The sequence below is a fragment of the Roseateles terrae genome (assembly GCF_014192155.1).
Classification (GTDB): Bacteria; Pseudomonadota; Gammaproteobacteria; order Burkholderiales; family Burkholderiaceae_C; genus Roseateles; species Roseateles terrae.
The window spans coordinates 140154-152460 of sequence record NZ_JACHXO010000009.1; the positions used below are offsets into that span (position 1 = coordinate 140154).

9 protein-coding genes are annotated in these 12307 nt (G+C 63.3%); 1 reads left to right on the top strand and 8 read right to left on the bottom strand.

Going from position 1 to position 12307, the window contains the following annotated elements; translation table 11 throughout:
* Positions 1-14: 14 nt before the first annotated feature.
* The 8 genes from FHS28_RS21420 to dnaA form a co-directional block, all read right to left on the bottom strand.
* Complete coding sequence (locus FHS28_RS21420) at positions 15-944, bottom strand: OST-HTH/LOTUS domain-containing protein (RefSeq protein ID WP_088453847.1); 930 nt, start codon at positions 942-944, stop codon at positions 15-17.
* Positions 945-950: 6 nt separating this feature from the next.
* Entirely contained in the window at positions 951-2216 is a 1266-nt protein-coding gene (locus FHS28_RS21425; protein ID WP_088453846.1) for a restriction endonuclease subunit S, read from the bottom strand.
* Positions 2213-3844 (bottom strand): type I restriction-modification system subunit M, encoded by a 1632-nt coding sequence (locus FHS28_RS21430; RefSeq protein ID WP_088453845.1) that lies wholly within the window; start codon positions 3842-3844, stop codon positions 2213-2215. Before FHS28_RS21430 ends, FHS28_RS21425 begins: the two co-directional genes overlap by 4 nt.
* 33 nt (positions 3845-3877) lie before the next feature.
* Positions 3878-5617, bottom strand: coding sequence for a type I restriction-modification system subunit M/S (locus tag FHS28_RS21435; protein ID WP_184295371.1), 1740 nt, complete (start codon positions 5615-5617; stop codon positions 3878-3880).
* A gap of 17 nt (positions 5618-5634) precedes the next feature.
* Positions 5635-5952: a DUF4258 domain-containing protein gene (locus FHS28_RS21440; protein WP_088453843.1), complete on the bottom strand. Its 318-nt coding sequence runs from the start codon at positions 5950-5952 to the stop codon at positions 5635-5637.
* A 169-nt stretch (positions 5953-6121) separates the two neighbouring features.
* On the bottom strand, positions 6122-8641 hold the full coding sequence (gene gyrB / locus FHS28_RS21445; protein WP_088453842.1) for a DNA topoisomerase (ATP-hydrolyzing) subunit B: 2520 nt from the start codon (positions 8639-8641) through the stop codon (positions 6122-6124).
* Positions 8642-8759: 118 nt separating this feature from the next.
* Positions 8760-9884, bottom strand: coding sequence for a DNA polymerase III subunit beta (gene dnaN / locus FHS28_RS21450; RefSeq protein ID WP_088453841.1), 1125 nt, complete (start codon positions 9882-9884; stop codon positions 8760-8762).
* A gap of 124 nt (positions 9885-10008) precedes the next feature.
* A complete protein-coding gene (dnaA, locus tag FHS28_RS21455) occupies positions 10009-11553 on the bottom strand; it encodes a chromosomal replication initiator protein DnaA (RefSeq protein WP_445677842.1) in 1545 nt (514 codons plus the stop codon).
* Positions 11554-11952: 399 nt separating this feature from the next.
* Here dnaA and rpmH point away from each other — a divergent pair, with 399 nt between their 5' ends.
* Positions 11953-12087, top strand: a complete 135-nt coding sequence (gene rpmH / locus FHS28_RS21460) for a 50S ribosomal protein L34 (protein WP_058937081.1) — start codon at positions 11953-11955, stop codon at positions 12085-12087.
* Positions 12088-12307: the final 220 nt, after the last annotated feature.

Sequence of the window (12307 nt, forward strand, 5' to 3'; positions counted from 1 at the left end):
TGTCAGCCTGTTGTTCATCGTTGTTCCTCCCTGCGGCTACGGTAGCAAACCACCGTGCCGGTTGTCGTTGTCGTGCCCGCGCCTGCGGTGGGCGTCTGTGCCGGCGTCTTCTTCATCACCTCGAACGCGCCGCTCTCGTGCAGCACCTGCCGCCAGCTGCTGCAGCCGTAGCGTTTGGGGGTTTGGTCCGGATGCTGCTTGGCAATCCAGGTGATGGCGGCGTTCAGCTCGATCCAGTGTGCCTGGCCGCCCGAGGGCGCCAGGGCCTGCTCCGCCTCGCGCAGGCTGCTGACGATGCCGCTGGCGGGCCAGTTCACCTGGCCGTCTGGCGCGATGCCGTCGATGAACATGTCCTTGAAGGCATCGCTGTTCATGAAAGACGCGGCCAGGGCTCTGGCGTTGTCCATATGCTCGGCCCAGGTGCGCAGCGTCTGGTAGTGCCGGTCGATGGTGGCCCGGCTGGCATCCAGGTAGGCGACGGCCGCCTCGCAGCGGTCGAGCTGCCCCAGGTCAAAGCGCTCCAGCAGGTGGTGCACCAGCTCGTTGCGCAGGTCCACCAGTTCCTTCAGCTCGGCCGTGATGGCCTCATGGCGCTCAGCACTCATCTCCATGCGCTGCTGGAAGCTGAACCAGAGCTTGTCGCCAGGAGCCTTGTCGTCTGTCTCCGCCGCCGGGGCGCCCCCTTCTTCCGCAAGCAGGTAGCCGCCCGTGAACAGGCTCACCAGCCCGCCCAGCGTGGTCTTGTGGACGCTCGCCACCCGGGCGTCTCGCAGCGCCTGCAACTGGGCCGGCTCGCCCGCCAGATCGGTGTTCGCCAACATGGCCTTCAGCAGCCGCTCGTACTGCTGCAGGCGCAGCAGGCAGCCGCCCAGCTTGAGCTGCACGGCGCGCTGCAGCTCGGCCAGGCGGGTGCTGTCGAGGGCGGGCGAGACGGCGGCGTCCATGGTGGATCAGGCGGCCAGCTCGGCGTCGACCTTGACGCGCCATTCGCCGGTCAGGAGCTTTTGCATGAGGCCGCGCTTGAGGGTCTGGTAGTGCCGATGCTTTGCCTCCAGTGCGTCAATCTTGGACGTGACGGCCCCAAGCAAGTCAGCAATATGGTGCTGCTCCTCCAAAGGAACCAGAGGCATAAATATGCTGAGCAGCGAAGCCTTCGAGATGTTCTTCATGCTGCCACTAGTGCCAGTCGCAGCCTTTTGAACTTCTTGCCTTACTGCCGGGCTTTGGAGGTAGAAGGCGAGCCAGCGCGTTGAATGGGCTTTGATGGTTGGCCGAGTTTGCCAAAGCTTGTCCGGCAAGAAGAGTTCGGGGCAAGACTTCACGACATAGGCCGATTCACCGACGAGTGTTGGAGTGTTGGCGCGACTGATGATGATGCAGCCTTCCTGCACGGGCTCAGCCACTCGATCAACTTCCATTGGCACGACTGTCTTGTGGTTCGACGGAAGAAATCTGCCGCCTTGAACTGAGCTGACCTTGAGTACGCCCACCTCGCCAAGTCTGAGGCCCCGGTCTTCCGCATTCACACTCACGCCTGAGCGCAGCTCGGCGATGTACGCGCCCAGCGTTGCTGCCCCCCAAGCTCTCGGAAGTTCTCGGCCATCAATATGGTGGAGATGCGTGTGGGGAGCCCATGTGCCGTCGGAGCTTCTGGTGCCGAGCCCCCGGCTGAATAGCGTCTGCATCAGGCCCTGCTTGAGGGTCTGGGTGGCTTCAATCTGGCGCGCAATCACGTCCAGCTTGTCGTCCACGGCCGTCAGCATGGTTGCGATCTGGCGTTGCTCTTCGAAACTCACCGGAAGAAGCAGCTCGATCTTCTCCAGCTCGGACTTATTCAGCTTTGCACGAGTTCCCCCGTTGAGAACGGGCTGGATATCTTTGTGCTCTAGGGAGTAGAAGAGGTAGTCCTGATCGAACTGGGGTTTTGCTCGTAGCACATGGGCATGATTGTTAACCCAGCTCTTTCCTCGCACTTGGTACGCAATAGGGCGGGTTAGGTATTCGGAGAAATTGCCACCATCCTCGGCCATGAGGATCAGGTCCTCGTCAAAAATGTAGTCGTTGATGTAGTCGACAACTCCATTGGCACCGTAGTAGGGCACCAAACCCTTCATCTCCAGGCGTTGGGCCGAGTTCAGAGGCTTGCGCTTGTTGTCGAGGATGTCGCAGGTTTCGGCAATGGTCGCGGTCTTCCAACCGTTAGGAAGCACCTTCATTGGCCGAGCTCCTGCAACCCCAGGTCAGCCAGATAGCCATTGAGGCGCGCATCAATCTGCGCTTCCTCCTCGGCCAGCACCGCCAGCTGCGCCAAGGTAGCCGCCACATCCACGGTCTCCTCGGTCTCGCCGTTGTCGATGTAGCGCGCAATGTTGAGGTTGCCGTCGTTGCCGCGAATCTCGTCCAACGAGACCACGCGGCAGTAGTTCTCCACCTCGGTCTGCTGCTCGAAGGCGGCCTTGTGCGTGCGGGCGATGCGTTCGATGTCTTCGGGGCGCAGGCTGTTCTGGGCCTTGCCTTCCAGGTAGTCGCGGCTGGCGTCGATGATGATGACCTTGCCCTGCAGCGCGGCGGGCTTGCGCTTGTTCAGCACCAGCACGCAGGCCGGGATGCCGGTGTTGTAGAACAGCGCGGGGGGCAAGCCAACGATGGCCTCAATCAAGTCGCCCGGCTGGCCGCCGCTGGCGGCATCGGTGCCGAACAGCAGGCCCTCGCGAATCTTGCCCTCCTCGCCGCTGCGGAACAGCACGCCGTGCGGCAGGATGATGCCCATGCGGCCGTCGGCCTTCAGGCTGGCCAGCATATGCTGGGCAAAGGCCAGATCGGCATAGCCACGCGGCGGCACGCCGTAGCTGAAGCGGCCGAAGGGGTCGCTGACAGTCTTGTAGCTGGGGGTCTTGGGCTTCTTGTCTTTCCCTGAGCCGCCTTCGCTGTCTTTCGCGGCTTCGGCTTCCAGCTCCAGCGGCGTCCACCAGGCCTTGGCGGAGAAGGGCGGGTTGGCGATGACGCGGTCGAAGGTCTTCAGGTAGCCGCCGTCCAGGTGCTTGGGTTCCACCAGCGTGTCGCCGCGCTCAATCTCGGCCCGCATGTTGTGCAGGTAGAGGTTGAGCTTGGCAATGGCCCAGGTGCCCAGGTTCTTCTCCTGGCCGTAGAGCAGGGCGTTGGGCCGGTCGCCCATCAGCGTTCCGCCAGGCAGCCTGGCGATGTGGTGGGCGCTTTCCACCAGCATGCCGCCGCTGCCGCAGGTGGGGTCGTACACGCTGTGGCCGGGCTGCGGGTCGATGAGCTCCACCACCAGCTGCACCACGGCCTTGGGCGTGTAGAACTCGCCGCCCTTCTTGCCGGCGTCATCGGCGAACTGCTTGATGAGGTACTCGTAGGCATCACCCAGCATGTCGGCCTTGTAGAGGTCGTTGTTGCCGAGGCGGTACTGGTTGAAGTGGCGCAGCAGGCGCTGCAGCGTGGCGTCGGACAACACGCGCTTGTCGCCGTACTGCGTGGCGGTCAGCACATGCTGCAGCTCGGTGTTGTTTGCCTCGATGGTGGCGAAGGCCTTGTCCAGCGCCTCGCCGATGTTTTCGGTGCGCGCGATGAGGCTGGGCCAGCGGGCGTCGGGCGGGAAGACGCCCCACTTGGCCTGTACCTCCACGGCCGCTTCCTTTTCGCTGAGCTTTTCGTCCCGCTCCAGCTGCCGGACGCGCTCCTCGAACACGTCGTTGAAGCGCTTGAGGAACAGCAGGCCGAAGATGTAGTTCTTGAAGTCCGACGAGTCGATGGAGCCGCGCAGGATGTTGGCGGACTCCCAGAGCCAGGATTCGAGGGTGTCGAGGGTGAGTTGTTGTGCCATGTAGTTTTGTTCGTGTGTCTTTCAGAGGCCCGCTTACTGCACGTCAACGGGCCAGCGATGGCGGGTCAGGTCGGCGATTTCGCCTTGGAGCCTGGCAACTTGGTCTTCAAGCTCACAGAGCCGGTCGTAGTCCGGGCATGCAGCACGTTGCTCTTCGAGCGGGGGGACTGGAACCTGCATAGCGAGCAAAGTGCTCGGACTGATGTGCTGCACACCCGCTCCGACTTGCAACCCCTCCAGCTGTGCTTGCCCGTGGGGTGACCGCAGGTACATGAGCAGGTACTGCGGCATGACCCGATCTGTCAGAGGCCTAAGTGCCAGACAGCTTTGGGAGACCACGGTCGGCCTCGCTTGCGCTGCGCTGCCCATGAGAGCTGCCTTGCCAACGGTCCCCTTGATGGAGAAGACGATGTCGCCCGGCCGAACCAAGTTCCCTGCCTTCGGGGGCGCTTTCAAGTAGGTTGTCTTCTCGAGCTCGTGGTTGATGGCGGACCACTGGTTCAGGTCCTGCTGACCAACTTCAGCCATCTCGAACTGGCTCGGGTCCTTGGAGGTGGCCGGGGGGCGCAACGCAGTACAGATTTCGCCCAGGGCGAGAGCGTTGGCCCCGAGGTCTGGGACGCGGCGTAGGTATCGGGAAGGTGCCAGGCTGTATTCATTTGCCGCAATCTCGTCGCGAGTCACGGAGCGCGCCTTATCGGTCGGCACCTTGCCCAGCGCAATGTCGTGCCCCGCGGCGACGATGTCTCCGGCCTCTTGCAAAGACCTTCGGCCGCTGCCGAGGTCGGCCATGTAGACGTCATCGGTGCCACCCCCTGGGTTGACGACGAGTACCGCTCCGGCAATGCCTGCCCCACCAAACACGCCGGGAGGCAAGGAGATGACAGCCGCGACCTCGTTGCACTCGCCGCCGCGATGAACGAGGTACTCGCGGAGACGCTGCTCCTGACCTTTGGCAAAGAGCACACCCTGCCCGGAGACGAACACGGCCCGCTTGTTGGTCCGGTTCACGAACTCGTGGATCGCCCAAGACTCGCTGCGGGCGAATTGCTCGAGTCCTTTGCCTCCTGCGGTGTCCCACATGGCCATGCTGCTGTCCTTCACCTGGACACCAAACGGCGGCATGACCAAGGCGTAGTCAGCGCGGCCGATGGGGCGACCCGCACCGTCTCGTTCCACTTCGCGACGGACCTTGGGATGCTCGGGATGCCCCGCTTCGATGGTCAACAGCAACTGCGTAGGGAGTGACCAAACCGAGAGCGGTGAAGCGGCCAGGACTCGCCATCCACGGCGAAGGGCTTCAACGGTCAACTGGCCGCGAAGGTCGAACGGAATCCAAAGCTCGCTGCCGTCCGGCTCACCGACTAGGTCGAACAGCAGCGCCGTCAGCTCAGGGACCACAATGCCTTCGGCTTGGCGTGCGCCTCCGTCGAGGAAGCAGGGCACAACGTCCCAGCGCAGGTCTCCGAGTTCGCGATGCAGTTCCGCAACGATGCTCGTTGCTGCGGCACGCCGCCCCATGTCCGCAACAGACGTGGAGCTCCGTTGAGGAACGGCCCGGTCGGCCGCTTCTGCCGGAAATCCTGCGTCGACCAAGGCCTTCCAGGCATCGACCTCAGCCAGTTGGTCCACGCTCATGTTGCGAGCGACTGCCATCCGACCGGCCGCCAACCAGGCCAGGGCAAACAGCCAAGTCTCTCCGAACACGCCCCCCCGGGCCAGGTCCATCAGCCGCCAGAACGCAAGAGACACCGGCGATTCGGTTCGAGTCATGTGTGCTGCTCCTGACATCAGCCGAAGCGGTGGCCAACGGTAATGAGGGTGCTGTCCTCAGCGCTGACGACGGCGTACACGCCAGCCAGCGCATCGACGCGCTGGGTGTGTCCAACCGCACGCCGGAGGGACGCGATGGAGTCCGCCGTCATCAAATAGCGGATTCCGCCCTCTCCGTCGAACTCTCGCTGGCCGTATGCAAGCACCAGCGGGAGAGACGACTTGTCGATGCAGCGTTGCTGTGCACGCTTTTCAGCGTGCCGCGAGACCCGCGACAGGCGGCGGTTGTTCGCTTGATAACCTTCGTTGCTGTAGCCCACGGCGTTCACCTCCATGTCGATGGAATGAACTGTAGCACGCTACGAAATTACTCCGCAATAGCCGGCACGGAATTTTTTTAATTCTGCGAAGCCCTTGGCTTGCGCCGATCAAAAGCGAGAGCCCCATAGCTTTCGCAGCTTATGGGGCTCAATTTCGCACCTTATGGGGCGCTCTACAGCAGCCTCAAACGTCAATATTCGCCGCCCTCAGCGCATTCGCCTCAATGAATTCCCGACGCGGTTCCACCTCGTCACCCATCAGCATTGTGAACACGCGGTCCGCCTCGATCGCATCCTCGATCTGCACACGCAGCAGACGACGCACCGTCGGATCCATCGTGGTCTCCCACAGCTGCGCGGGGTTCATCTCACCCAGACCCTTGTAGCGCTGACGGCCCACGCTCGATTCCGCCTGCGTCATCAACCAAGCCATGGCGGCACGGAAGTCGCCCACCTTGGACTCCTTCGCCTTCTCGCCTTCGCCCTTCTTGATCACCGCATCCTGCGTCACCAGTCCCTTGAAGGTCTTGCCGGCTTCGGCCAGCACTTCATAGTCGGCGCCATGCACAAAGTCCGCGGTGATGATGCTCGAGCGCACATTGCCATGGTGGCGGCGGCTGATGCGCAGCAGCAGCTTGTCGGTGCGCGGATCCGTCTCGGCCGACACCACTGCATCGTGCAGCTGCGTCTGCAGCGCCGTCGCGGCAATGTCCGCGGCTTCCTTGGTGTCCAGGTTCAGCGTCAGGCCCGACGCCAGCAGATGCAGCGCTTCGCCGTCCATCCACGCAGACAGACGCTGGATCACGTTCTGCGCCGCAATGTATTGACGCGCCTTCTGCTCCAGGTCCTCGCCCTTGATGGACGGGCCGCCCACGCCTTGCAGGTGCAGTTCCGCATCTTGCAACGCCACACGCAGCAGGAACCCATCCAGTTCGTTACCGTCCTTCAGATACTGCTCGTGCTTGCCCACCTTCACCTTGTACAGCGGCGGCTGCGCAATGTAGATGTGGCCACGCTCCACCAGCTCCGGCATCTGCCGGTAGAAGAAGGTCAGCAGCAGCGTCCGGATGTGGGCACCGTCCACGTCCGCGTCAGTCATGATGATGATGCGGTGGTAACGCAGCTTGTCCGGATTGAAGTCGTCGCCGCCAGCGCCGCGCCCGATGCCGGTGCCCAGCGCGGTAATCAGCGTCAGGATTTCATTGCTGGTCAGCAGCTTCTCGTAGCGCGCCTTCTCCACGTTCAGGATCTTGCCGCGCAGCGGCAGAATCGCCTGGAACTTCCGGTCACGGCCCTGCTTGGCAGAGCCACCGGCGGAGTCGCCCTCCACGATGTAGATTTCGCAGAGCGCCGGGTCCTTTTCCTGGCAGTCGGCCAGCTTGCCGGGCAGACCCAGGCCGTCCAGCACGCCCTTGCGGCGCGTCATTTCACGGGCCTTGCGGGCCGCTTCACGCGCACGCGCAGCATCCACGATCTTGCCGCAGATGATCTTGGCGTCGATCGGGTTCTCCAGCAGCCAGTCATTCAGCTTGGCCGCCACGATTTCTTCCACCGGGCCGCGCACTTCGCTCGAAACCAGCTTGTCCTTGGTCTGCGAGCTGAACTTCGGCTCCGGCACCTTCACGCTCACCACGCAGGCCAGGCCTTCGCGCATGTCGTCACCGCTGACATCCACCTTGGCCTTCTTGGCCAGTTCGTTGTCCTCGATGTACTTGTTGATGACACGTGTCATCGCGGCGCGCAGGCCGGTCAGGTGGGTGCCGCCGTCGCGCTGCGGAATGTTGTTGGTGAAGCAGAGGACGTTTTCATTGAAACCGTCGTTCCACTGCATCGACACTTCCACGCCGATGTTGGTGTTCTGGTCCGACATCTTGTCGCCCTGGGCGTGGAAGATGTTCGGATGAAGGGTCGTCTTGCCCTTGTTGATGAACTCGACGAAGCCGCGCACTCCGCCCGCATAGGCGAAGTTGTCTTCCTTGTTGTTGCGCTCGTCCGCCAGGCGGATCTTCACGCCATTGTTCAGGAAGGACAGCTCACGCAGGCGCTTGGCCAGGATGTCGTAGTGGAACTCGTGGTTCTGCGTGAAGATTTCGGTGTCGGGCAGGAAGTGCACTTCCGTGCCGCGCTTGTCGGTGTCGCCGACGACCTTCATCGGGCTGGTCTCGAAACCGTCCCGCACTTCGATCACGCGGTCCTGCGGCACGCCCTTGCGGAACTCCAGCTGATGGACCTTGCCCTCACGGCGCACCGTCAGGCGCAGCCATTTGGACAGCGCGTTGACGCACGACACGCCCACGCCGTGCAGGCCGCCCGACACCTTGTAGCTGTTCTGGTTGAACTTGCCGCCGGCGTGCAGCTCGGTCAGCGCGATTTCCGCAGCACTGCGCTTGGGCTCATGCTTGTCGTCCATCTTCACGCCGGTGGGGATGCCGCGGCCGTTGTCGATGACCGACATCGAGTTGTCGGTGTGGATGGTCACGACGATGTCGTCGCAATAGCCCGCCAGCGCTTCGTCGATGGAGTTGTCCACCACTTCGAAAACCAGGTGGTGCAGACCGGTGCCGTCGGAGGTGTCCCCGATGTACATGCCGGGGCGCTTGCGAACCGCCTCCAGGCCTTCCAGGATCTGGATCGAATCCGCGCCGTAGCCGCCATTGTTGCTGGCAGAGTCCGGAGTGTTCTCAGGGGAGGTGTTATCGCTCATCAGAGAGTATTCCAGGCCGCCGTGGCGGCCATTTGTCCATCTTGTCAGGGCCCCCACCTGGCGGGGGCCGGGGTGCTGCAGCCCTGGCACTCAGGGGCGCCCGCGCTGCGGCTCAACATCAGATCCGCATCGGCATCACGACATATTTGAAGCCCGTCTGATCAGGAATGCTGATCAGCGCGCTGGACGAGCTGTCGTTCAGATCCACCCGGACCATGTCCTGGCCCATGTTGGCCAGCACGTCCATCAGGTAGGTCACGTTGAAGCCGGTCTCGATCTGGTCGCCGCCGTAGTCGATCTCGATTTCTTCCTTGGCCTCTTCCTGCTCGGCGTTGCTGGACGCAATCGACAGCAGGCCCGGGTCGAAGGCCAGGCGCACCGCCTTGAACTTCTCGCTGGTCAGGATGGCCGCACGCTGCAGTGCCGCCAGCAGCTGCTGACGGCCCAGGATCACGTGGAAACGGTGGTTCTTCGGGATGACACGGTTGTAGTCGGGGAACTTGCCCTCGACCAGCTTGGTCACGAATTCCATGCCGCTGAAGCTGAACTTGGCCTGGTTGCCGGCAAAGCGCATCTCGATCGGCTGTTCTTCTTCCTCGCCCTTGCCGCCGTCCTTCAGCAGACGCATCAGCTCCAGCACCGTCTTGCGGGGCAGGATGACTTCCTGCTTGGGCATCTCGGTGTCCAGCTCCGCCTGGGCCAGCGCCAGACGGTGGCCGTCGGTGGCCACCAGCGTCAGCGTCTTGCCTTCGGCCACGAACAGGATGCCGTTGAGGTAGTAGCGGATGTCATGCACCGCCATGGCGAAGTGCACCTGGTTGATCAGGGTCTTCAGGGTCTTCTGCGGGACGCTGAACGCCGGGCCGAAATCGGCGGCTTCCTGCACCAGCGGGAAGTCTTCCGCCGGCAGGGTCTGCAGGGTGAAGCGGCTCTTGCCGCCCTGCAGCGTCATCTTGTTCTGGTTGGACGTGAGGCTGACGGTCTGGTCCGACGGCATCGACCGCAGGATGTCGATCAGCTTGCGGGCGCCGATGGTGGACGAGAAGTCGCCTTCGTCCCCGTCGAATTCAACCGTGGTGCGCACCTGGATTTCCAGGTCGCTGGTGGTGAGCTCCACCTGCGAGCCCTGCTTGCGGAGCAGCACATTGGCCAGGATGGGCAAGGTATGGCGCCGCTCCACGATGCCGGACACCGCCTGCAACGCGGCAAGCACTTTGTCCTGGCTGGCTTTCAACACGATCATGTCAACCTCTCTCCACTGTTGGCTGTTCGCTCGTTGGCACCCCACCGGGGCCCGGCGCCGGCCTGGCCGACCGCCGCCACTCTGGCAAACGCGCTATTTTCGCTGATGACGGGGCGTTTTTTCGTCATCCCTTGAGCGTCTGCTCCAGCACATGCAACTGCTGGTTCAACTCGGTGTTCTTCTGTCGCTCGCCGCCGATCTTGCGGACCGCGTGAAGCACCGTGGTGTGATCCCGGCCGCCGAAGAGTTCGCCGATCTCCGGCAGGCTCTTCTGCGTCAGCTCCTTGGCCAGATACATCGCGATCTGGCGGGGCCGGGCGATGCTCGCCGGCCGCTTCTTGGAGTACATGTCCGCGACCTTGATCTTGTAGAAGTCGGCCACCGTCTTCTGAATGTTTTCCACAGAGATCTGCCGGTTCTGGATGGAGAGCAGGTCTTTGAGCGCTTCCCGCGCCAGCTGGATGTTGATTTCCTTGTGCGAAAAGCGGCTGTAGGCCAGCACCTTGCGCAGGGCGCCTTCCAGTTCACGGACGTTCGCCCGCACATTCTTGGCGATGAAGAAGGCCACGTCTTCCGGCATCGGGGCGCTTTCGGCCTCCGCCTTCTTGATCAGGATCGCCACCCGCATCTCCAGCTCCGGCGGCTCGATGGCGACGGTCAGGCCGGCGTCAAAGCGGCTGGTCAGCCGTTCATCGATGTCCACCAGACCCTTGGGATAAGTGTCGCTGGTCATGATGATGTGGGCGCGCTTGGCCAGCAGCGCTTCGAAGGCGTTGAAGAACTCCTCCTGCGTGCGGTCCTTGCCGGCGAAGAACTGCACATCGTCGATGAGCAGCAGGTCCAGCGAGTGGTACTTGGCCTTCAGCTCGTCGAAGGTCTTGCGCTGGTAGTTCTTCACCACGTCCGAGATGAACTGCTCGGCATGCAGGTACAGCACCCGGGCGTCCGGACGGTCCTTCAGCAGGGCATTGCCCACCGCATGGATCAGGTGGGTCTTGCCCAGGCCGACGCCGCCGTAGATGAACAGCGGGTTGTACATCTGGCCGGGTGCGCCGGCGACGTGCAGCGCGGCGGTGCGGGCCATCTGGTTGGCACGGCCCGGCACCAGCGTGTCGAAGGTCAGACTGGTGTTGATGCGGTGCCGAGTGGCGCTGGGCGGCAGGGTTTGCGCCGCCCCCGGCGGCGGAGCATTGCCCACCAGACTGGCGGCGGTGACCGGGGCTGCCGGCTTTGCGGCCGCCGTGGCGGACGCAGTACCAGGCGCCGTGGTGGCGCCCGGCGCCTGCGTGGCGGTGGCTGCCGCGGCAGACGGACCGCTGCGCAGGCCGTGCTGCTGCAGCACCTGGCCCATGGACGCGACCGGGGCGCTGTTGCGCGGCAGCGGGGCGATGGTCTCGCGGGGCGCCAGCGACAGCTCCAGGCGGGCGGGCTTGCCCGCCAGTTCGCCGAGAATCAGCTCGATGCGGCCGGCATACTGGCTGCGGATCCAGTCCAGCTTGAAGCGATTGGGCACGCGCAGGGACACCAGAACGGCGTCCTCGCCATTCCCTTCCTGGAGGTGGATCACTTCGGCAGCAGGCAGCGGCCGGATCCAAGTGTTGAATTGCTGTTCAGGCAACTCCGTGGCGAGGCGTTCACAAACGCGCTGCCACAAAGTCACCTCAGACACGTCTGCGCTCATTGTGGAAAACTTATTCTTCGAGCGGCCGGATTGTACCGACGAGGGGCCGCGAAGTCTGGGTTATCCACAGAATTTTTGGCAGGGTCAAGATCAGGTAATCCCCCGCTCGCACATTCCCGCAGATTGACCACGGGCTGAATCTTTGCTGTAATCGCGGGTTTTCCGGACGCCCGGACGTATGTTCGTGGGCCTTCCAGAAATTGCTTTTAGGCATCCACCCGTGAGGGCGGCGCGCCAGACCGAGTGACCCGCAGGGGTTGCAAGGAACGGTGCGGAGGGGGCCGCCAGGGCCGGGCATTGAGCCAGGCTGTGTTGCGGAGTTCCGATGCCGCTGTCGGTGTCCGACAGTACCCAAACGTCAGTCCGACATTTCGATAGAGGTTCACCATGAAACGCACTTACCAAGGCTCCAAGACCCGTCGCGCCCGTACCCACGGCTTCCTCGTCCGCATGAAGACCCGCGGTGGCCGCGCCGTCATCGCCGCACGTCGCGCCAAGGGCCGCAAGCGCCTGGCCGTCTGAGGCGGATCGGGCACTGCCTGATCGTCTCGACACGTCGCGTCTTCTTCCATCCGACCAAGCCGTGACCGGCCGCATCGTTCGATCGGCCGATTTCGAGCGTGTGCTGGGCACCCCCAGCCGCGCTCGCAGCCCCCATTTCGCCGTTCATCACCTGGCCGCGAGTCCTTCGCAGCCGGCGCGTCGGCTTCCCAAGTTGTCCACGGAGGCGCCCATTGAAGGG

Excerpts from the sequence above, each read along its gene's own strand:
- FHS28_RS21420 (WP_088453847.1), bottom strand. The coding sequence starts at position 944 with ATGGACGCCGCCGTCTCGCCCGCCCTCGACAGCACCCGCCTGGCCGAG.
- FHS28_RS21425 (WP_088453846.1), bottom strand. The coding sequence starts at position 2,216 with ATGAAGGTGCTTCCTAACGGTTGGAAGACCGCGACCATTGCCGAAACC.
- FHS28_RS21430 (WP_088453845.1), bottom strand. The coding sequence starts at position 3,844 with ATGGCACAACAACTCACCCTCGACACCCTCGAATCCTGGCTCTGGGAG.
- FHS28_RS21435 (WP_184295371.1), bottom strand. The coding sequence starts at position 5,617 with ATGACTCGAACCGAATCGCCGGTGTCTCTTGCGTTCTGGCGGCTGATG.
- FHS28_RS21440 (WP_088453843.1), bottom strand. The coding sequence starts at position 5,952 with ATGGAGGTGAACGCCGTGGGCTACAGCAACGAAGGTTATCAAGCGAAC.
- gyrB (WP_088453842.1), bottom strand. The coding sequence starts at position 8,641 with ATGAGCGATAACACCTCCCCTGAGAACACTCCGGACTCTGCCAGCAAC.
- dnaN (WP_088453841.1), bottom strand. The coding sequence starts at position 9,884 with ATGATCGTGTTGAAAGCCAGCCAGGACAAAGTGCTTGCCGCGTTGCAG.
- rpmH (WP_058937081.1), top strand. The coding sequence starts at position 11,953 with ATGAAACGCACTTACCAAGGCTCCAAGACCCGTCGCGCCCGTACCCAC.